This window comes from Pedobacter montanisoli (genome assembly GCF_022809115.1).
In the GTDB taxonomy this organism is placed as follows: domain Bacteria; phylum Bacteroidota; class Bacteroidia; order Sphingobacteriales; family Sphingobacteriaceae; genus Pedobacter; species Pedobacter montanisoli.
This window is the reverse complement of record NZ_JALGBH010000002.1, coordinates 938,337-960,707: the sequence shown is the minus strand read 5'-3', so window position 1 is coordinate 960,707 and position 22,371 is coordinate 938,337. Positions and strand designations below refer to the sequence as shown.

Below are 22,371 nucleotides of genomic sequence, written 5' to 3'. Positions count from 1 at the left end.
ATATTAATATTTAGACTAATAGGCGAAAGTTTCAGATTTGCATGGGATGCACTGAGACAAAACAAATTACGTACAGCATTATCACTATTAGGTATTACAATTGGTATTTTTATCATTATTGCGGTATTTACCGGAGTAGATACTATGCGCAATAAAATTCAAAGCAGTGTAGATAAATTAGGTTCAAATACACTTTTTGTGCAAAAATGGCCGTGGATATTCAGCGACAATTTTCCATGGTGGAAGTATATTAATCGCCCCGATCCTTCATATCGTGATTATTTAAGTCTTAAAGAACGTATGGAAAATGCCGAGGGTGTTTGTTTTGAAGCTTCTACCGGCAATCGTACAGTGGTTTATAGAAGTAATTCTGTAGAGGGTATTTCTATTAATGCGGCTACACAAGAATATGATAAAACCTGGAATTTGGAATTTGAGGAAGGGCGTTATTTTACAGAGGGCGAGGGTAGTTCTGCAACTCCGGTTTGTATTTTAGGTGCTGACGTATCAGATGGTTTATTTGGTTCAGAAAATCCTATAGGTAAACAGATCAAGGTTTTGGGCAGAAGGGTTACCGTAGTAGGCGTTTTCAAAAAAGAAGGTGAAGATATGCTGGGCATGTCGCAAGATAAAAACATACTGATCCCGATCAGTTTTGCAAGAGGGATATTTGATATCAATAGCGAAAGATACAATCCCCAAATTACAGTAAGAGGTAAAGAAAATATCGCTTTTGAAGAGGTAGAAAGCGAATTAAAAGGGCAGATGCGAGCTATCAGACGTTTAAAACCGGGGCAGGAAGATGATTTTTCTTTGAACAAAACTACCATGCTGTCTAATCAGCTGGATGTAATGTTTAGCGCCGTAAATATAGGTGGCTGGATTATTGGTGGTTTCTCTATTTTAGTGGGTGGTTTTGGTATTGCAAATATTATGTTCGTATCAGTAAGAGAACGTACCAATATCATTGGTATCCAGAAATCTTTAGGTGCCCGTAATTACTTTATTCTGTTACAGTTTGTCTTTGAATCGGTTGTACTGTGCCTATTAGGCGGCTTATGCGGTCTGTTTCTTGTTTATTTAGGTACGCTTGTGGTCAATAGTGCGGGTAGTTTTCAAGTCGTCTTATACTTCAATAATATTATGCTGGGTATAGGTGTTTCTGTAGCTATTGGTATTATTTCGGGTATATGGCCTGCTTATTCGGCCTCGAGATTAAATCCTGTTGAAGCGATAAGAAGTTAATATTTAAAAATTTATTCGTTTACTTTTTGGGGTGGAAGTGTTCCAAATACTCTGTCCCAGAAGTTAGAGCTTACCCCAAAAGCTTTATCTGGATATTTGTAGTGATGTAACTGATGGTTTCGCCATAGTCTTTTTAAAAATCTAGGTGGGGCATAGGCATGTATGGCATAATGCATGGAAACATAAATCAGGTAGCCAATTATAAAACCAGAAAAATAGATCAATCCATAAGCTATGGTATGGGTAAGCAGCCACGATAAAGCGGCAAATACCAAAAATACCACGCTTGAAATGATCAGGCTTGGAACCGGTGGCATGAAAAGTCGCATAGTATCACGTGGATATTCATGATGATTTTCATGAAAAAGATAAACCAAGCGTTTGCCTAAAGCACTTTTCGCTTCAAAATGGAATAAATAGCGATGTGCCAAGTATTCTACCAAAGTCCAGCTTAATCCCGCTACCATAAACAATATAAATATATTGAGACTACTGATGTGATAACGTGTATAGGAATAATAGATAAAAAATGCACAAATAGGAATATATATGCAGTAAATAACCCATGGGCGGGTTTTGGTTAGCATTTCCAGTACAGGGTGTTCAAATAAACGGGCCTGTCCTTTGTTATGTATTGTTTTTTCCATAAAGCGCCCTTTTGTTTTTAATAACAATTTGACAGCTTTCTTGTTTATGAAAAAATTGAACCCTATCACAGTGGGTTGTTACACTGATTAATTGTTAAATAAAACTGCCTTGTCACATTGAGCTTCCCGAAGTATCGGGACAAATTGTCGAAATGTAAATGTTCAACAACTTAGACTTCGACAGGCTCAGCCTGACACAGGGGAGAGTTCAGCATGACGAAGTCCCGTTTAGCGTCACCCTGAATTTATTTCATGGTCTAATTACAGTAAAGATGCTGAACTAAATTCAGCATGACGGATCCTTTATCCGATGCAGAAACTGTTATCGAAATGTAGATGATTAGGCTTCGGCAAGCTCAGCCCGACATAACTTTTACTGTTACTTCCTATTATAAACAAAAATCCCTTACTGTTCTTTATGCAATAAGGGATTTTATATCTGGATTACTGATCTGCTCAGCTGTAGCCTAAGATCTTTAATACTTGTTTACTGTTTTGTTCTTCGCCAAATACCTCAAAGTTAAAGGTCTCATCACGATTGCGTCTTATGATCACATGTTTAGGACTTGGTAACAGGCAATGGTGTATACCCCCATAACCGCTTAAAACTTCTTGGTAAGCACCAGTGTTAAAGAAACCTAAATACTGCACTTTACGGGTTTTAGGCATAAATACACTGTTCATATGTGCTTCCTGGTTGTAATAATCCTGTCCATCGCAGGTAATACCGCCTAAGTTTACACGCTCATATTCTGCATCCCAATTATTGATGGGCAATAGAACATATTTCTGGTTCAAGGCCCATACATCCGGAAGATTGGTAATAAAAGAACCATCTAACATTAACCATCTTTCACGGTCGTTCTGTTGCTTACGGCCCAATACCTTATATAAAATACCCGATGCCTCAGCTACGGTGTATTTACCAAACTCGGTAATGATATCCGGTTCGATCACTTCGTGTATTGCACAGATTTCTTTGATCCGTTTTACAATTTCGTTTACCATGTACTCGTAATCAAAATCGAAAACCAAGCTGTCTTTAAATGGCATACCACCACCAATATCTAACGTATCTAAATCGGGATTGATTTTTTTGAATTTGCAGTAAAGCGTTACATATTTCTCAAGCTCGTTCCAGTAATATGGGGTATCTGAAATACCTGAGTTGATAAAGAAATGTAGTAACTTTACTTTAAAGTTAGGGTTTGATGCAATCTTGTTATTGTAAAAATCAATTACATCCTCCATGCGCACGCCTAAACGTGAAGTATAAAACTGCGAATCTGGTTGCTCTTCGGCAGCTATACGTATGCCCAAATTACATGGTTCATCCAGTTCAATTTCATCATCGTACAGGTTAAACTCCTCTTTGTTATCTAAAACAGGGATGATGTTCTTAAAACCATCATGTAGCATATCAACAATATATTGTTTATACTGATAGGTTTTAAAACCGTTGCAGATAATGGTAGTATCTTTATTTACAGCGCCTTTTTTCTCCAAAGAATCGATAATAGGCATATCAAAAGCTGATGACGTTTCCAAGTGGATGTCATTTTTCAAGGCTTCTTCTATAATATGCTTAAAATGTGAACTTTTGGTACAGTAGCAATACTTATAATTACCACGGTAATTATTTTTAATGATAGCGGTCTGAAACAACAATTTTGCTTGTTGAATTTTCTTGCTCACCATGGGCAGGTAAGTAAAACGTAATGGCGTACCATAAGTTTCAATCATCTCCATAAGGTTAAGGTCATGGAAATACAATTCATCGTCTATGATATTGAAACCCTCCTGCGGAAAGCCAACACTAAGATCAAGAAATTCTGCGTAACTCTGCATCGTTTAAAAATTTTTGCAAAAATGTAATTTTAAATTGAATAAAAAGGATGTGTTTTTAATTTTTTATGATAAACAATTATAATTTGATAATGTTGATCTAAAAACAAATGTTGTCTATATTGTTTTTTTTGCTTTTTAATCTAATAATGAGCCGGTTATTGTTGTTTTTTTGCTTTATAATTTAGATGTAATTTATTCCACATTCGTTTTATTTTTTCTGCTGTCTGCAACAATATTAATGATTACGCCGACAAGTATAAGTAAAACACCTGCTATCAGGTTTAAGGTAAGATCTTCGCCAAATAAGATTACGCTAATACAAACTGCCACTACAGGCTCTAATGCTCCTAAAATGGAAGTAGGGGTAGAACCTATAAGCTTTATGGCATGAACCAGTGCCAGTACCGAAAAAACAGTGGTTACCAATGCAAACAAAATGAAGTTGAACAGAAGATCTGTATGGGGTATCAACAGGCTTTCTCCCGCTATTGAGGTTTTAACTAAATAATATAATGAAGAAAACAGGAGCGAATAAAAAGTGATCTTGGTACCTGAACCTGAGATTTTAGCTTTATTTACAATAATAATATATAAAGCATATAAAGCCGCACATAAGAGTGTAATGAACAGACCTAAAAACCTGATATCAAGTAATGAATCTTTAGCACTTAAGATAAGAATACCAATCAATGTGATAAATAATGATAAAATGGTAAGTTTACCGATCTTTTCTTTAAACCAGAATACCATGATCAGAGCTACAATAACTGGATAAACAAATAAGATAGTTGAAGCTACACCGGGCGAAAGATAATCATAGCCCAAGAAAAGTAAATCTGCTGATAGGGCATAAAAAAGACCTAAGGTAAGGAGAATGAAAAACTCCCTAAAATTTACTTTAAGACTTTCTTTCTTATACAAGAGGTAGGCTAAAATAAATAAGGCCGAAATGAAAAAACGGTAAAACAATGTGGTGTCTAAAGAGAAACCTGCTGTCTTTATCGGCAAGACAAAAAGTGGAATTAATCCATAAGAAACGGCTGAAATAATGGCTAAAGCATAGCCTTTGATTTTGTGCATTGTGGTATCGGGTTAAAATCTTTAATTATCTGAATTTAGTAAGGCTGTTTAAATGGTGATTTATAGCTGTAAATTCCTTAATGTTCTTTCCTTATAACTGCTCCCTTGTACTTTTTGCTCTATCTTTCCCAGATCTTCTAAAAAGTTAGGACAGTCATTAGTAATTTCTTTCATGGTTGCTACACAGGCGTTCCAGTATTGTTCAAATTCAGGAAATGCTTTAAGGGCTTTATCTGAAAGGGAGAGGATCTGCTTGCGTGAGTCTTTCTCATCAGTTACTGAATTGATGTAACCCGCGGTTTTCATTTTATTGATAACTTTGATTACGGCCGGGTGCGATTGCCTTAAATATTCTGATATATCGGTAATGGTTAAAGTACCGTATTTTTTGAACAAAAGGAAGATGATGCTCCAGTTAGGTTCTATATCAACCTGTAAGCTTTTGTAGAAATCTTTAGTGCTGTACTGCAGATCGTCGCACAGGCGTTTTATGCGACTGATCAAAGCCATTAATTCCAATTCTTTTAAAAAGTCTTTCTTTTTCATAAAATGTAACTGGTTACAAATCTAAATAAAATAATCGTAACTGGTTACGTATATGGAGATGGATTTTATAAAAATGACTTTTAAGATAGAAAAGAGAAGCACAAAGGTTAGAATAATCTAGTTATGGAAGTTAGATTGTTCTAATTACTCTTTGTTATCTAAACTTGTTTTACAAGGGTTTAATTTTTCTTAATGATCTTATCATGGGCGCTTTATTATTGCTTCAAAAAAGAGGCTTCGACAGGCTCAGCCTGACAATTGTTATTTACGTCACCCCCGAAAATCGAGGCTGGCTCTGAACTTGTTTCAGGGTCTATATTTACCCAAGTAAGATACTGAAACAAGTTCAGGATGACGCTTCTCTTCCTAGCATTGCACTAACCCTATATTAAACGTCACTCTGAACTGGTTTCAGAGTCTATATTTCAAATAAGATGCAAAATGAGTTGGGTATTTAAAGAAAAGAGGTGCTTTACGCACCTCTTTAAAGTTCAATCTTATCTTTTGGGCAAATGTATTTCTGCCAGCATGCAGCGTGCACTGCCGCCCCCATTTTGCTCAATGGTGTACAGAGGCGAACTGATGATGCGGTTGTATGCTTCTAATTTAGCAACCTGCTCTTTAGTAAGTGCCTTAAGTGCTTGTTCTGACATGACTAAAAGTGGTTCATCTTTAGCATTTCTGATCTGTAACATATTACCTGCAAAATGGTTCATTTGCTCGTAATTTATTTCTATGATCTCTTTACCGGTATTTTTTATCTGGTTTAATACGTATTCACGTTCATGATCGTCTGCAATGCTTTCTGAGCAGATTACCACATATTTATCGGCTACGCACATCATTACATTAGTATGGTAAATAGGGTAACCACTCTGATCTACGGCGTGGAAAGACACAGGCCTGTAGCCAGTGATCATACAGAAATTGTCCAGTACTTCAGCATCTGTTCTTACACTTAAACAAGCATAGGCTATCTTGTTCTCACGATCTAACACCATACTGCCTGTGCCTTCCAGAAAGATGTTCTGTTTTTCGTAAAAACTGATATCTGCAATATGGTTCAATTCAAAATTATTGGCTAAATTGTCTAAAATATCATTTCTGCGCTCGCCACGCCTGTTGGGCGAAAACATTGGATAGAGGTAAACAGAGCCGTCTTCATGAAATGAAATCCAGTTATTAGGGAAAATAGAATCGGGTGTAGAAGGTTCTAAGGTATCGTCAATTACAGTCACGTCTACACCATTCTTTCTCAGTGTTTCTACAAACTGATCAAATTCTTCAAGTGCTTTTTTCTGCACTTCGTTTTGTTCTGTAGCGATCTGAAATTTATTGTTTCCGGCAGTTTGTTCATTGTATTTAAAATCTACCGGTCTTATCATTAAGATATGATTGGTGGTTTGCATGTACGTTTAGAGTTATGGTAAATTACTAAATGTCATCTCTCAAAATAGGTAAGCTCATACAGTGAAAACCACCCCTGGCTCTTGAAAGTTCTGCCGATGGCATCAATATCAATGTATCTGTAAGCGTTTCTGGTGATACTTTACCACTTTCTAGATCTGCTACCAAGTCTTTAACGTTCACTATATCAAAGCCATTGGCTTTAAATGCTTCAACGGTCTTATCGTTACGGTCATAGCCTACCACAACGCCCTCTTTCAAGGCCAACAGGTTACAAGAATCCGTCCACTGCTCTCTCGAATCGTACGGGAATACATTATTGCCACTGTAGATGATTTTGGCAGGTGTAGGACTACCTAAATCGTTCTGACTAATATCGTTCAATAAAGCCTCTACATGTTCAAAATATTTAGGTTGTCCCGGTTTGTCTTTATGAAATTGTATGGCTGTAGTGGTTTCTAATTTTTCTGGCTCTTTCAGAAAATTGATTGGTTCCAGTTCATTGTATTTTGGGGAATGTGCAATAGAATGCAAAATAACCCATGTATCGCGTTTTACCTGTGTAAATACCGTATCTAAGTGCATATAATCGCGTTTTGCAGGTATTTTAACAACGGTTACTTTTTCTACCACATTGTTTTCAAACAGTAATCTAATGGCTTCATTGGCACCTTCTTCAGAAGTACGCTCACTTACACCAATCAGCACATGGTTTTTGCTTACCATCATTACATCGCCGCCTTCTAAAGTGGTTCTGAAAGCAGGTTCATCTCCTGGTCTTAAAAAGTGTTGGGTAGGATCAGGGATTTCTAAAATGTTGTTACGGTATGCAGCAAAGAAAGGGTGGTTAAAGAAAATGTAACGCATCAGCATGGTTTCGCGAACGCGGGCTTTCTTGGCTGGTTTGTTCAATAAAATATGGTTGTTGATGGTGGTACCCACATCGCGGGTAAAGATCAAGTTGGGTATAGGGGCAAAAATCATGGTATCATCGGCCATAGAGCCCGATATAAAGATTTCTGCAAGTTCTTTAGGATTGGTATTGGTTAATTTTAACTGTAAGTTATAGGTACAACCTTCAATGGCACATACCGCGGCAGTTAGTTTTTTACGGATAGAATCATCGGCCAAAACATCGGCCAATAAGTTCTGTATTTCAATTACATGCTCAGAATTATGAAAAGCGGGATGATTGGGCTTAAAAAAGCCTCGCTTGTTTTCTTCTGCATCAATCTCATTAAGCTTACCTTTAATTTTTGCAGGGTCTAAAAAGTACATTAACAGTTTAATATAGTAATCGTATTCGTGCTTGCGAATGGTGTCAAGGTGTACAATATCTTCAAAGAGCCAGTCTTGTGCTTTAGAAGGCACTACTTTACCCAAACCGCTGTCTGGACTGTGTACCAATAGTTTTCTCAGTGTACCAATTTCTGTATTTACGCCAATTTTAAAGTTATTGTTATGCATACTTAGATGATTAATTTGAGTTATCTACAAAGCTATCCTTTTTTTTTGAAGTGCCAATTTTTAAGGTTTTTGTTGTATTGTGTTAGAGCTACCTGTCACATTGAGCCTCCTGAAGTCGGTTCGGGAAAATGTAGTAACCAGCAGCATAGGCTTCGACAGGCTCGGCCTGACAAAGGGAAATGGTTTCTACATTTAGATGCTGAAATAGCCTGTCCCGAGATTTCGGGAAGTTCAGCATGACGATTTTAATCCTATTCCTTAATTTACCGTCGCTCTTAATTTATTTCAGTGTCTATACCCTAAACATTGAGCCTCCCGAAGTTAGTTCGGAACAAGTTGTTGAAATGCAAGTTTTAAAACTTTTTCAGGGTTTCAGCATTATTCTCTATTTTTGAAGCTATGAATTTTATCATTACAGCTACGCAAGATGCCGTAAAGCATCTTTACAATCAGGATATAGACGAAACAGTGATCAATTTACAGGAAACCCGCAAAGAATTTGAAGGGCAGGTTACCATCGTAGTGTTTCCATTGGTACGGTTTTCAAAGAAATCTCCTGAGCAAACAGCTGATGATCTTGGAAAGTTTTTACAGGAAAACGTTAAAGAAGTTGAAGGCTTTAACGTGGTAAAAGGCTTTTTAAATTTAAGTATTGCACAAAGCTACTGGATAAATCTGTTCAATAACCAATTACTGGCCGATGATTTCCTGAGCGTAAAGCTCAACGGACAGAAAGTAATGGTAGAATACTCATCACCAAATACCAATAAGCCCTTGCACTTAGGCCATATCCGTAACAATCTGTTAGGTTATGCCGTATCAGAACTGCTTAAGGCTGATGGTTATGATGTGGTAAAAGTTAATCTGGTTAACGATAGGGGCATTCACATTTGCAAGTCGATGTTGGCCTGGCAGAAATGGGGCAATGGCGAAACCCCGCAAAGCACTGGTTTAAAAGGCGATCATTTGGTGGGTAAATACTATGTGGTTTTTGATAAAGAATACAAAAAGGAAATAGAAGCGCTGGTAGCAGCCGGAAATACCGAGGAAGAAGCCAAAAAGAATGCTCCTTTGATCAAAGAAGCACAACAGATGCTATTGAAATGGGAGCAGGGCGATGAAGAAGTAGTTCAGCTTTGGAAAAAAATGAACGGCTGGGTTTATGAGGGCTTTGATGTAACCTATAAAAAACTAGGTGTAGATTTTGATAAATACTATTACGAAAGTAATACCTACCTGTTAGGAAAAGATATTGTTGAAGAAGGTTTAAGCAAAGATGTTTTCTTTAAAAAAGAAGACGGTTCTGTGTGGATAGACCTTACTGCCGATGGTTTAGACCAAAAACTGGTATTACGTGCCGATGGTACTTCGGTTTACATTACACAGGATCTGGGTACCGCACAAATGAAATATGACGATTTCCATATGGATAAATCTATCTATGTGGTAGGAAATGAGCAAGATTATCACTTTAAGGTATTGTTCCTCATTCTGGATAAACTAGGCAAAAGCTGGGCAAAAGGGCTGCACCATTTATCTTACGGTATGGTGGATCTGCCAAGTGGCAAGATGAAAAGCAGGGAGGGAACCGTAGTAGATGCAGATGACCTCATTGCCGAAATGGTTGAAACCGCTAAACAAAAAACCGAAGAACTGGGCAAAACCAATGATTTTAGCGATACTGAAAAAGAAACCTTGTACAGCACCATTGGTTTAGGTGCGCTTAAATATTTCTTACTTAAGGTAGAGCCTAAAAAACGTTTGTTGTTTAACCCAGCAGAATCTATCGATTTTCAGGGAAACACCGGACCTTTTATACAATATACACACGCAAGGATCAAATCACTTTTAAGTCGTGCAGATTACCAGTTTTCAATAGATAAAACCGCTATTACTCAGCTGAGTGATACCGAATTGGAGCTGATTATGCTTTTGGCCAAATATCCGCACGAACTTGCAGAAGCGGCCAAGGCTTACAGTCCGGCTTATATGGCTAATTACTTATATGAGGTGGCTAAGCTTTTCAATAAGTTTTATCATGAAGTGCCACCTATCATCAAAGAAGAGAATGCACAGGTTAAGCAATACAGATTAAATATCTGCAAACTTACTGCCGATGTGATTAAAAGGGGTACACAGATTTTAGGTATTGAAGTACCTGAACGTATGTAATCTTTTTATTGATATTAATGCTTCTTTTCGCTCGCCGCCGCTAGGCTCTTACTTTTTGACCGCAAAAAGTAACAAAAAACTCTCGGCTGCGCCTGATGCTTTAAAGCTTTGTGCATAGGCTAATTACTGCCTACCGCATCAGCCAATGCCGATTTTAGTAGAACGAAGGGCTTTTGCTTAGGCGTTAGAAGTACCATGCTGTCACATTGAGCATCCTGAAATGTAGACAATTAGTAGGAAGTAGGCTTCGACAAGCTCAGCCTGACAATACTCTTTCAATAAATTGAAAAGTTGAGCCAGACATGAGTCTTTTTATGTCATTCCGAATTTACCGTTACACTGACTTGGAGCGAAGCGGAAAGCTACGCAGTAAATTCATTTCAGGGTCTGTATTCTAGTCATCATAACAATAATAAAATTCTTTACTTATCAAGACTAAATAATTTGCGTTAAAATCTTTTACTTTGCCAGCGTGAACCAAGAAATTATTTTGTTATGCTTAGCCGCTTTTGGTGCAGGCTTTATAGATGCTATAGTAGGAGGTGGCGGCTTATTGCAAACTCCAGCAACCTTCCTAATTTTACCACAATATCCAGTAGCTACTTTATTGGGAACGGTTAAGATTCCTTCATTGGCCGGAACTACCATTGCGGCTGTTAAATATGCCAAACAGGTTAAGTTCAATTACAAGGTACTTATAGCCTGCACACTATCTGCGTTTATCGCTTCTTTTTCAGGGGCTTTTTTGGTTAGTAAAATCAACAATACACAGATCAAACCTATTATTCTGGTTGTATTGGTTGCTGTAGCGCTTTATACTTATTTCAACAAGCAATTTGGCGTGCAACAGCATAAACAGCAAACTATCACCAAACAGGTAGCTCTAGCAGCCGTTTTCGGACTGATCATTGGTTTTTACGATGGCTTGATCGGCCCGGGTACAGGTTCTTTTCTTATTCTGGTATTTATTGCTGCATTAGGTTTCGATTTTCTGGGCGCTAGTGCTCATGCCAAAATCGTGAACATGGGTACCAATCTGGCTGCTTTATTGTATTTTGCTTATAGCGGCCACATTCTTCTGCAATTTGCCATACCCATGGCTGTTTTTAACATAGCAGGTTCTTTTTTGGGTGCTAAATTGGCTTTATTGAAAGGAAATAAGTTTGTACGTATTTTTTTCCTGATTGTTGTTTTTGGGACTATTTTACGTTTTGCTTATGATGTGTTTTTGAAAGCATAGGGCTGAACCGATTTGATTAACTACATAGGTACAGAGTAGTTACTTTATAAGATGCTGAACCAAGTTCAGCATGACGACTGTTATTTACGTCACTCTGACTTGGAGCGAAGTGGAAAGCTACACAGTAAATTCATTTTAGGGTCTATATCTCTTGAGGTAAGATGCTGAATCAAGTCGGTATGATAAAAGGATCTGTCACATTGAACTTCCCGAAGTCAGTTTAAAACAAGTTATCAAAATGTAGAAGATAGTAGGGCAGACTCAAATAGGTATTAATGCTTCTTTTCGCTCGCCGCCGCTAGGCTCTTACTTTTTAACCGCAAAAAGTAACAAAAAACTCTCGGCTGCGCCTGATGCTTTAAAGTTTTGTGCATAGGCTAATTATTACTTACCGCATCAGCCAAGGCCGATTTAGGTAGAACCAGAGTTGTTGCTTAGGCCTGAGATGCTGACGAAAGCTACAAAGTAAATCGCCTAAGCGAGTTCACTGAAGATAATCCATTTCAGGATCTAACAATTCAACTATAAAACCAACACCTAAGGCTGTATCTCTATATCCTTCGGTTTTTTCCTTACTCCAAAACTCATGGGGCTTTTGGTTGGTCTTTCATCACCTAACAGTACACCCCAATGTTTAAAACCCTCACTGCGATCAAAAATTACCTTTAGCACGGCAATAACAGGCATCGATAAAAACATTCCCGCTACACCTGCAATTACACCGCCAATTACCACGCCTAAAATAGATACCAAAGCGTTGATCCGAACTTTGGAGCCTACAATATGCGGCATAAGAATATTGTTATCAAAAAACTGTACTACGGCAATTACCAATAATACGGTAATTACCGGCCATAGCTCGGTAGAAGAGCTCAACGTAATTAAACAGCCTAAAATATTGCCGATTAAAGCGCCCACGTAAGGTATCAGATTTAGTATAGCAAAGATTACCCCGATTAGCAAGGCATGCTTAATGCCGAATAAAGCCAAACCGCCACCCAATAAAATAGTCATATAGGTAATCTGGATTAACAGACCTACCAAGTAGTTTTTTATGATGGCTTCAGACTCGTAAACCGCTTCTTTAACTCGTGGATGGTGCTCTACCTTAAACCACATAAACACAAATTTAAGCAGTATGCTCTTGTAGAAGAGGATCAGGTAAATGTAAATAGGGATCAGGGCCACAAAAATAAACACATTACTTAGGGTTACTGCGGCGCCGCTGGCTACTTTTCCTGCTATATTGAACAGATCATCGCTCTTTTCATTGATGAATTTTTCCTGCTTGGCTATAGAGAAATCGGTAAAACTGCTGATCCAGTCTTGCAAAGATCTCAGGTGCACCGCTACATTGGCTTTAATCTGGGGAAAATCGTTAACCAACACCCCAATCTGTGCCGAAAAGAACCAGACTATCCCTGCTATAAACACAAAAACCAGTAAAATAGGCAAAAAGATGGCTATACCTTCGGGCACTTTATACTTGCGTAAAAAACGATAAACAGGCAATAATAATATACTGATGAAAAATGCCATAATTACGGGCATAATTACATCTTTTCCAACTACTAAGAGGAAAGCAATTAAAGTTATGCCTAATAATTCTATGGATCTTCTTACGGTAAGCGGGTACTGGTTATTGGTCATAAATACGGAAAATAGTTTTCTGTTCAACACTAAATATAGATAAAATGTTTGGTAAGACCTTTGCTTAAAGCAGCAATTACATTATTCTAACAATAAAAAGCCTTACTTTTGTAGCTTATGATTACATCAGATACCATCATTGCATTATCTACGCCTCCCGGTAGCGGTGCCATAGGCGTAATCCGTTTATCAGGACCCGATGCCGTTCGTTTAACCAATCAGGTGTTTTCGGGCAAAGACCTCGAAAAGCAGGAAAGCCATACTTTACATTTTGGTTTAATTAAGAACGATCATGTAATTATAGATGAGGTAGTTGTAAGTTTATTTATTGCCCCTAAATCTTATACCAAAGAAAATGTGGTAGAAATCTCTTGCCATGGTTCCAATTACATTATTCAGCAAATCATTAACCTGCTGATCAGCAAAGGTGCCAGAGCAGCCAAACCCGGCGAATTTACTTTAAGGGCTTTCTTAAACGGTGCCTTTGACCTGAGCCAGGCCGAAGCCGTAGCCGATCTGATTGCTTCTAACAGCAAGGCCTCGCATGATGTGGCCATGCAGCAGATGCGTGGCGGTTTTGCCAATGAATTGAAAGACCTACGCTCACAATTGATCCATTTTGCCAGTATGATAGAGCTGGAGCTTGATTTTGCAGAAGAAGATGTAGAATTTGCCAACCGGGCAGAGTTAGAAAGTCTTATCCAAAAAATCAATAAGGTATTGCAACGCCTGATCCACTCTTTCGAAATAGGTAACGTAATTAAGAACGGTGTTCCGGTAGTTATTGCCGGAAAACCCAATGTAGGTAAATCTACCTTGCTCAATGCACTTTTAAATGAAGAAAGAGCTATTGTAAGCGATATTGCGGGAACCACCCGCGATACCATTGAAGATGAGATCAACATTAACGGGGTTGTTTTCAGGTTTATTGATACGGCAGGTATCCGCGAAACGGCCGATATTATCGAAGCCAAAGGTGTTGAGCGCACCTTAGATAAAATGAAGCAGGCTAAATTGATTATTTATTTAGTTGATGCACAAGAAGATGAGGCTGATGTATTAAAGCAATTAGAAGGCTTGGCACAACAGCAGATTCCTTATCTTTTTGTGGTAAATAAAGCCGAATTGTTAGATGCTCAGAAAAAGAACAAATACCAGGAATTAGAAGCACTGCTGATCTCAGCTAAAGACAAAATAGGCATCGATACCTTAGAGCAGGCTTTATTAAATAAGGTAAACCTGAGCCATATCAATACCAGCGAAACTCTGGTTACCAATATCCGCCATGTAGAAGCGCTAAAGCATACGCAAAATTCGTTAAATAACGTGTTGATGCACATCCACAATCCGGTTACTTCAGATTTTCTCGCGATGGATATTAAACAGGCGCTACACTACCTGGGTGAGATTACTGGTACCGTTACCACTGATGATCTGTTAGATAATATCTTTACCAAGTTTTGTATCGGAAAATAGGTTGCTAAGCAACTTTGCCCTGCATTAAAACAATATGGACAAGTTCAACTTTCTTCATCTGGTTTCCTCTATTGGGATCTTCATGGTACTTTTGCTTGCCCTATTTTTGATTACCGTAAAAACTAAGCACAGACTTTCAAATTGCCTGCTTGCTTTTTTTCTTTTTGCAAATGCAGTAGATGCAATCAAATTTTTGACACAAGAATTTCCTGTTAATCATATCAATCTCGAGGCTTTTCGTTGGACTATTAATTATCTGGTTCCAGCATCATTTTACCTCTATGTTTTGTCTGTTTGTTACGCCAATTTTAGATTAAAACCGAAACATTTATTGCATACCATTCCATTTGTTGCCTTCAATTTGTATTTAATGTGGGGAATTTATTTTGTTGATAGAACTTCGAAAATAAATTTTATAAATGGAATGCTTGACAAACCGTTAATGCAATTCTTTTACTTTCTTTTCGAATTGCTGTTTCAAGTGTATTTTATTGCATCATTTTTGACGATTAGAAAGTCCAAAACGGTCTATCTTGAGAATTATACAAATCCCAATATTTCTCAACTTAATGCACTTTATAAAATAACAATTCTATATTACGCTTTACATTTCATCGTTCTTATAAGATGGCTGGTTACTTTTATTTTTGGTTGGGGCGAGGTCGAAATCAGAGCTTGGATTGTTTGCATTGATGGATTTGCATTTTTATTTTGTACGTGCTGGTATTTATTTGTTGCGTTAAATAAACCAGAATTTTTTAGGGGAGTGGATGCCGATCTGAAACCTATTACAGATGTTGTTGCGAAACAAAAAAACAGCCCTTTACCCGTTGAAGATAAAAATAAGGAAATAGAATTCTTAAAAAACTTTATGGTGGAAAAGGAACCTTATCTGGACTCTTCATTAACTATTCAGGATTTATCAGCGCAAGTAAAAATGCCTGTTAAAGATTTATCTACTTTGATTAACCTGTATATGGATAAACACTTTTTCGATTTCGTAAATGAATATAGAATTGAAAAAGCAATACAAATCTTAAAAGATCCATCTCAAAAGGAGCTGACTGTTTTAGAAATCTTGTACCAGGTTGGTTTTAATTCAAAATCTTCTTTTAATACTTCCTTCAAAAAATATACAGGAAAAACACCTACCGATTTTAGAAAGCAAGCTTAGCAAAATCAAATTATTTTCAAAAAATGAGTTCGATTTTTTTTAGTCGGTCGCGTATTAATGTATTCTGATGCACTTTTGCAGCAAAACAATTAAAAATAAAATGAATTGCTGTCAAAAAAGCTTTGTGCAACCCGGAGCGCATAATTAGAAAATTATGCTCCTCAATTCTATCAAAAAGAACGTCGTAAAAATCAAATTCAAAAAAACTAATGAAAAATACAATTGTCATCTTTCTTTTCCTTTTTTCAATAAATGTATTGGCTCAAAAAAGTGAGAAAACGAAAAAAGAGCCAGACTATAGCAGTCAAATTGATTCTGTAATGGCAACAACCTACAAAAGAGGTTTATTCAATGGAAATGTCCTTGTTGCGAAAAAAGGCAAAATTATCTATCAAAAATCATTTGGCTTTACAGATGAAACAAAGAAAACACCCTTAACGAAAAATTCAATTTTAAATTTTGGCTCTATCGCAAAGGAATTTAATGCAGTTGCTATTATGATGTTAGTAGAACGTGGCAAACTAAATCTTGATGACCCTATTTCGAAATATAATTTAGGTTTGCCGAAATGGTCTGAAAGAGTAACGACAAGACATTTGATTAATTACGCCAGCGGAATTCCCAGACTAGAAAGTGGACTAATCGTTCCAAAAAGCGATGAAGAAGCATGGAAGATTTTGAGAAAAACGGATACTTTGCTATTTGAGCCTGGAAAGGGTTACCGATACGACAATGGCAACGTCTTTTTGCAAAGACGAATTATTGAAAAGATAACAGGAATGACTTTCCAAGATTTTGTTACTAAAAATATTATTAAACCTTTGAAAATGACCAATTCCGTGTTTGACGCAAAACCAGGGTATAAAAACCGAACGTCTTGTTATGACATGGATAATGTGAGATGTCCAGAAATAGAATTTATCAGCGGTTGGCTTTGGTTGGATATCAATGATATGTACAAATGGATTGATGCGATGAATCATAATCGTTTAATTTCCAGAAAATCCTTTGAAGCGTTGTTGAATAATCCTTATGCAAAAGAAGAAGGTGGTTCTCTTGGTAGATATTATGAAGAAGATGAATTGCAACGCCACAATGGTGTTTCGTATAAATTTGAATCTATTCTATTAAATGACATGAAAAATGATGTCGTTGTAATTCTGGCATCCAACAACCTTAATAAAGTTTATAGCTTAGGACATATCATTCGTGACATTATGTTGGGAAAAGCTTTTGAAATTCCTAAAAAATCGGTTTACCAGGCATTAAGAAAAGAAACTCTAAACGATGTAAATAAAGCGATTGAAACCTATTATTTTTTGAAAAAATCTTCTGAAAAGGAATATAGTTTTGAAAACCCGAGCGAACTCAATTCCCTTGGATATGAATTGCTAAGGCTAGGCAAAATTAATGAGTCTATAAAAATATTTGAATTGGCAACAAAAGAGTTTCCTAAAAATGCGAATGTAGCCGATAGTTTAGGAGAAGCTTATCTAACCAACAAACAATATGATTTGGCATTAGAGTGGTATAACAAAGCAATTAGCTTTGGCGGAACCAATGGTAATGCAGAAAAAATGATTGATGAAATCAAAAAAATAAAAGATAAATAAAGGCAATGCCAGTACCAGCGATATTGGAGCAGTGGTTTATTAGTTCGGAGAGTTCAAAGTGAAGTGAAGGTAATAGGGTAACGGTAAACGAGAGGTTCTGCCTTACAATAAAGGAGGCTTTTTACAGCTTCCTTTATTGTAAAAAAAATAGCTTGTAGCAGTTGTATCCAAACTTGTTTGCATTAATTGGCTTCAGCAATCTGTTTCAGGGTTTGCAAAATGGGATTTTCTTCTCCTTGTTCTTTTTCCTGTACGGCATTTGATCTGTTGTCTTCCTGTATAATTTCCAATTTGGTTTGACCATTATCTGCTGTTAGGGTATAGATCATTTCAAAATAATTTTCAGGTTTATCTTCAAGATCGGGTCTTGGTGCAAATAGATTGTACCTGAGCTTTGCAGTAGGGCTAAATTCTAAAACGGTTCCCCATTGTTCAAATACTTTATCCTGCCATTTTGTAGTGAATCTTATTTTGCTGCCTGGTTGCCAACTGGTTTGTAAATCGCTGCCGTATTGCCATAATTTTACGAGTTCTGGCTGGGTTAGGGCATCCCAAACTTTTTGTGGTGTTGCGTTAATGGTTAATCTTGAAATATTTGTGGCCATTTTGTTTTGCGGTTAAGAAATGTTTGTCTTCTGATTTAAAGACTTTGGTTTTAGGTCTTGCTAAATATAATTAATCTTGTGTTTTTATTTGTAAAATAAGTACAGAGTAATGTTAAATGTACATTTCGACAAGCTCAATGTGACAATTTATTTCCACAACTTGTCCCGAATTAATTTCGGGAATATGACAATTATAGACGATGTTTCTAGGTGGTTCAATTAATTAAAACCCGTCAATTCATTAAGTGAATTACATATAAAACACATTGTAACGATGACCATCGGGGTCGGCAAACATAAAACCATAATAACCCTCACCAAATGATTCGGGTTGGGAGAGGAGCTTTCCGCCTGCCTTGCTCACTGTGATAGCCCATTGATCTACTTTTTCCTTGCTTTCTGCAGAAATTGTAAACAATATTTCGGCGGCCTGGTGCGCATCTGCTATTTCCATATTCATATTGGCTTGTAGTGCTTCTTTTAAAAAAAAGTGGATCACAAACTCATTGTCGCCAACCCTAAAACTGGTTAACTGGTGGTTAGGTTCTCCGTTGGGTTTAAAACCTAGATCCGTATAGAATTTTGTGGTTCGCGCTAAATTGCTCACAGCCAGATTGGCCCATATCATTTGTGTATTCATGACATTCCTTTTTTATAAAGTTAAGAAAAAGAAATACCAAAGGAGATTAATATTAGTGTCGCTATAACTTCTTTAAATAAATATTAGACCCTGAAACAACCTGTCCCGACACTTCGGGAAGTTCAGAGCCGGCCTCGATTTTCGGGGGTGATGTAAATAGCAATTGTCAGGCTGAGCCCGTAGAAGCCTATTCTATTGACTGCTTACATTCGACAATTTGTACTGAAGTATGGTATTTCTCAAGCCTGGGGGTAGCTCTTAAAACTAATTAATGATTTCGCCTTTGTTATCTGCTAATTTCTCGCGGAACTTTTGCAGTTCTTCTGGTGCTGGTCTCTGCCAATCGGTTATTTCTCCCACAATTTTTAAGGGTGCCTCAGAACGATAGGAACGGGTAGGATTGCCCGGAAACTTTTTATCGGTTAAATTAGGGTCGTTCTCATAATTACCTGTGGGTTCAACAACATAAACACGTTCAGGCGCATCGCCTTTTGCCAAAGCGGCAGCAAGTCCTGCGCCGTTAACCAAAGCTGTGAAATAAATATGGTTCATTTTAAATTCAGACTTGTAATTGGAATTACCACCCGCTGTCAATAAATCGCCAATTTGTAAATCTGCTTTTGTACCATGATAAAAGGGGCCTTTATCAGCAGGGTTGTTCTTGTATAAATTGGCCAATTCTGCATATTCTTTTGCTTTTTCAGCATTGAGCTCTTTGTAACATTGTGCAATATGGAGGTAAAGTGCAGGTAAGGCACTTTTAACGCTATCATCATTGATCTTTAAAGCATGTTCCAAAGCTGTTTCGAGCCATTTTAATTTATCTGAAACCGTTTTTTGATGCCGGGCTATATAATGGGCTGCAAGAAACTTTTCAAAGTTGTTTGTGGCTTCGTTCCAGACTTGCAGAAACAGCTCGACTGCTTTTTGTGGCTGGCTGTTTTCTTCCATGCCCATACCCTGGAGACAAAGCTTAACAATAGGGTTAAAGGGTGAAAATTCCATTTTATTTATTGACGTTTTAAAACCTGTCTGATAATAAGATTTAGAATTTTCTTATTCAGATTAAGGTATTTTCTTTATTTCGGCATTGGTTTGTAAATCAGCTTACGACTAAACAGAGAATCCATAATTTTGCCTTTAGGTGCTAATTTTTCATGGATATCTTTTTGTATCCGGTTCATACTCTGACTGGAAAGTACCCAGTTCATCGGGATTTTCTTTTCTTCGGGGTTTAAAGGTGCATCGATCCAAATGCCTTTGTCAGCCTCAATAACCTTTTTTAACATGGCTACAGCAGTTTTGCTTCTGCCACTACGTGTGTTTAATAAACCAGAGGCAATTTCACTCAATTCATTTAAAAATTTAATGCCATTATTATCAGTTGAATCTGTACCAAATCTTAAACTGATTACTATTGGAGTAATACATTTATAGTCAGCTGATTGTTTTAGTAATTGGATAATTTCTAACATGCTTCCCGTTCCGGTATTTTCAACATAACCACCATCTAAATAATGTAAACGTTTTTTACCACCTGAATCGATCATTGCACCAGGTGAAAACAAAGGAAAGCGGCTACTGAAATTGATAGCCGTGCTGTACCTGATATTTTTTAATTTAGAAGCAAACAAATCGCGTTGTTTATCAAAAAGCAATCCGTTTGTGGCGTTATTGGAAACTACGGCATTCAATCCGCTTTCGGCTTCAAAAGTATTGATCAGAAAAACAGGCTTAACCGTACCCGTATCATTTAAAATAAAAGGTTCTGAATAGCTGTTAGTCTTCTTATTGTTTTTAAATTTAGAATAGGCTTTTTCCCAGGTATCTTCCAAAGCAATAGAACGATCGAAAAGTTCAATATTACGCCATGAAAAGAGATTGATAAATTCGCCGTAAAACATTTTTCCAATTATTGGCGATAAGGAATCATGCAGAAAAAACTCTCGGGTTTTGGCAACAAGTGCGGTATCTGCTACAGCCGATTTATCTCTGAATGCCATAGCATTATAAAAACCCAAACCCACCGCACCTCCTGATACACCAGACATGGCAAAAATACTTTGACGAAAATCAATTGATCTCTTTGTCAGGTCAGATTCCATCTGACTTAAAAACATAGCAGTATAGGCACCTGTACGAAAAGCTCCCCCTTCAGCACATATAAATACAACCGGATAAGTATCAGGCTTTTTAACAGATAGACTATCAAAACTTTGTTTATATGCAGTAAACCATTTTTTGAACTGGGTTTGAACATCATTGCGTTTCTGTACATCTCCGAGTAAGCGTACAGGATGATCATTATCTAACCATGACATGCAGGCAACCCAAACGATGAGAACAAAGCGAATACCCAGAGGCCATTTTGGTAAAAATACTTTGTCTATATACAACAGCCCTATATACATGCCTGTATAACAGGCAAAAGCCAGACAAACTAGGGCGGGAGCGCCAAATTCTGCGTAAAAATTCCATTTTGCAGGAATGAGAGCAATCATAATAAAGAGGAAAATACTGATAAAGATCATTCTTCTTACACGTTTATGAAAGATTGCATAAAAAGAAGGTGGGATCTTATAGACCCATTTATAAAGGGCTGCACTGTTTTTAATTTTTTGGGCATTTAGTAAGATAAACGTATCGGGAACCAAACGCCTTGGCTGGAGCACTTTGGGATCTTGCGGAAAACCTGGTTTTGGATAATTGTGATCCAGAAAGAGGTTTGTAAAATCTTTCAGTTCTTCATTGTAAATTCCTTTAAAATTGGTGTGCTTAGGTAAGGTAAAAACATAATCGTTATAAATACCATATAGTTTTTCGAGCCACTTGCGCTCCAGAGGAGGCAGTGAGCGATGACCTAATTTAGTAAGTTTGGGATTTCCGGGAGTACCTTTACCAAATTTACGGAAATAGAGCTCGGCTAATACCAACAGCACTAATAAGAGCGAAAAAATGGCTATTCCGCCAAAAGTTATACGCTGTGAATAACTGATGTATTCGGCTTTAACCAGTACCCATATAAGACCAATAAGCACCATGCATATAGGCCAGAGAAGAAAAAAAGCGGCCAATAACTTCTGAACAGTCTTTCTCCACTCAACCCGCTCATCACTTAAGTGCAGACCCGAATTATCGGAAACAGCAATAGCATATCTAACGCTCAATTCTGCAAAAATACTCCAGAGGATCATGGAGAAAAGTAAGCCTGCAAATGACCACCAGTTTCCAGAAATGGCACGTTCAATAACCAGCAATAAAATGTCTTGTCCCTGGCCCAGATATAAAAATGCAGCACCCGAAAGTATAACAAGAATAGCTACAAATCCAATACTGCGTATTACCGATAAAAAATCTGAAATAAATATCCGTTTAGAAAGTGATTTCCAGCTTATTTCTATTAATCTGAATGCTTTAACAATTGCAAACCACAAGTTTAGAGGTGTGAGCGTTTTAATCCAATTCATAAAAACCGGTTATAGTTTTATCAGATAGAATCTGATAAGTTAGTTGTTTGTTTTTTAAATTTAGTTCATTCAGGCGGGGCTTCCAAATATTTAA

17 protein-coding genes are annotated in these 22,371 nt (G+C 37.2%); 6 read left to right on the top strand and 11 right to left on the bottom strand.

The window, feature by feature from the left end; all coding sequences use genetic code 11:
- A complete protein-coding gene (locus MMF97_RS11960) occupies window positions 1-1,245 on the top strand; it encodes an ABC transporter permease (RefSeq protein ID WP_243363308.1) in 1,245 nt (414 codons plus the stop codon).
- 11 nt (window positions 1,246-1,256) lie between these two features.
- On the opposite strand, the gene MMF97_RS11955 is transcribed toward MMF97_RS11960, so the two are convergent.
- The 6 genes from MMF97_RS11955 to MMF97_RS11930 form a co-directional block, all read right to left on the bottom strand.
- Window positions 1,257-1,892 carry a sterol desaturase family protein gene (locus tag MMF97_RS11955; RefSeq protein WP_243362611.1) on the bottom strand — a complete coding sequence of 212 codons (636 nt, stop codon included), beginning with the start codon at window positions 1,890-1,892 and terminating at the stop codon, window positions 1,257-1,259.
- Between the two features lie 456 nt (window positions 1,893-2,348).
- Window positions 2,349-3,740 (bottom strand): arginine decarboxylase, encoded by a 1,392-nt coding sequence (locus MMF97_RS11950; protein ID WP_243362610.1) that lies wholly within the window; start codon window positions 3,738-3,740, stop codon window positions 2,349-2,351.
- A gap of 192 nt (window positions 3,741-3,932) precedes the next feature.
- Complete coding sequence (locus MMF97_RS11945; protein ID WP_243362609.1) at window positions 3,933-4,820, bottom strand: DMT family transporter; 888 nt, start codon at window positions 4,818-4,820, stop codon at window positions 3,933-3,935.
- Window positions 4,821-4,880: 60 nt separating this feature from the next.
- Window positions 4,881-5,366, bottom strand: coding sequence for a MarR family winged helix-turn-helix transcriptional regulator (locus tag MMF97_RS11940; protein WP_243362608.1), 486 nt, complete (start codon window positions 5,364-5,366; stop codon window positions 4,881-4,883).
- A gap of 497 nt (window positions 5,367-5,863) precedes the next feature.
- Window positions 5,864-6,775: a citrulline utilization hydrolase CtlX gene (gene ctlX, locus MMF97_RS11935; protein ID WP_243362607.1), complete on the bottom strand. Its 912-nt coding sequence runs from the start codon at window positions 6,773-6,775 to the stop codon at window positions 5,864-5,866.
- 25 nt (window positions 6,776-6,800) lie between these two features.
- Window positions 6,801-8,240 carry an arginine deiminase family protein gene (locus tag MMF97_RS11930; RefSeq protein WP_243362606.1) on the bottom strand — a complete coding sequence of 480 codons (1,440 nt, stop codon included), beginning with the start codon at window positions 8,238-8,240 and terminating at the stop codon, window positions 6,801-6,803.
- A gap of 399 nt (window positions 8,241-8,639) precedes the next feature.
- On the opposite strand from MMF97_RS11930, the gene argS reads away from it, so the two are divergent.
- Together argS and MMF97_RS11920 are read left to right on the top strand one after the other, a co-directional pair.
- Window positions 8,640-10,412: an arginine--tRNA ligase gene (gene argS, locus MMF97_RS11925; RefSeq protein WP_243362604.1), complete on the top strand. Its 1,773-nt coding sequence runs from the start codon at window positions 8,640-8,642 to the stop codon at window positions 10,410-10,412.
- Window positions 10,413-10,884: 472 nt separating this feature from the next.
- Window positions 10,885-11,652: a sulfite exporter TauE/SafE family protein gene (locus MMF97_RS11920; RefSeq protein ID WP_243362602.1), complete on the top strand. Its 768-nt coding sequence runs from the start codon at window positions 10,885-10,887 to the stop codon at window positions 11,650-11,652.
- A gap of 537 nt (window positions 11,653-12,189) precedes the next feature.
- Here the strand turns inward: MMF97_RS11920 and MMF97_RS11915 are convergent.
- Window positions 12,190-13,329, bottom strand: coding sequence for an AI-2E family transporter (locus MMF97_RS11915; RefSeq protein WP_317228609.1), 1,140 nt, complete (start codon window positions 13,327-13,329; stop codon window positions 12,190-12,192).
- 90 nt (window positions 13,330-13,419) lie between these two features.
- Between MMF97_RS11915 and mnmE the strand changes: the two genes are divergently transcribed.
- From mnmE to MMF97_RS11900, 3 genes are all read left to right on the top strand, one after another.
- Window positions 13,420-14,778: a tRNA uridine-5-carboxymethylaminomethyl(34) synthesis GTPase MnmE gene (gene mnmE, locus MMF97_RS11910; protein WP_243362601.1), complete on the top strand. Its 1,359-nt coding sequence runs from the start codon at window positions 13,420-13,422 to the stop codon at window positions 14,776-14,778.
- 34 nt (window positions 14,779-14,812) lie between these two features.
- The gene (locus tag MMF97_RS11905) at window positions 14,813-15,952 is read left to right on the top strand and encodes a helix-turn-helix domain-containing protein (RefSeq protein ID WP_243362600.1); all 1,140 of its coding nucleotides are present in this window, start codon (window positions 14,813-14,815) and stop codon (window positions 15,950-15,952) included.
- A gap of 209 nt (window positions 15,953-16,161) precedes the next feature.
- The gene (locus MMF97_RS11900) at window positions 16,162-17,565 is read left to right on the top strand and encodes a beta-lactamase family protein (protein ID WP_243362599.1); all 1,404 of its coding nucleotides are present in this window, start codon (window positions 16,162-16,164) and stop codon (window positions 17,563-17,565) included.
- 182 nt (window positions 17,566-17,747) lie between these two features.
- On the opposite strand, the gene MMF97_RS11895 is transcribed toward MMF97_RS11900, so the two are convergent.
- The 4 genes from MMF97_RS11895 to MMF97_RS11880 form a co-directional block, all read right to left on the bottom strand.
- The gene (locus MMF97_RS11895) at window positions 17,748-18,170 is read right to left on the bottom strand and encodes an SRPBCC family protein (protein WP_243362598.1); all 423 of its coding nucleotides are present in this window, start codon (window positions 18,168-18,170) and stop codon (window positions 17,748-17,750) included.
- A 250-nt stretch (window positions 18,171-18,420) separates the two neighbouring features.
- A complete protein-coding gene (locus MMF97_RS11890) occupies window positions 18,421-18,810 on the bottom strand; it encodes a VOC family protein (protein ID WP_243362597.1) in 390 nt (129 codons plus the stop codon).
- Window positions 18,811-19,074: 264 nt separating this feature from the next.
- Window positions 19,075-19,488, bottom strand: coding sequence for an NAD(+)--rifampin ADP-ribosyltransferase (gene arr, locus MMF97_RS14680; protein ID WP_394801175.1), 414 nt, complete (start codon window positions 19,486-19,488; stop codon window positions 19,075-19,077).
- A 401-nt stretch (window positions 19,489-19,889) separates the two neighbouring features.
- A complete protein-coding gene (locus MMF97_RS11880; RefSeq protein WP_243362593.1) occupies window positions 19,890-22,277 on the bottom strand; it encodes a patatin-like phospholipase family protein in 2,388 nt (795 codons plus the stop codon).
- Between the last annotated feature and the right edge of the window lie 94 nt (window positions 22,278-22,371).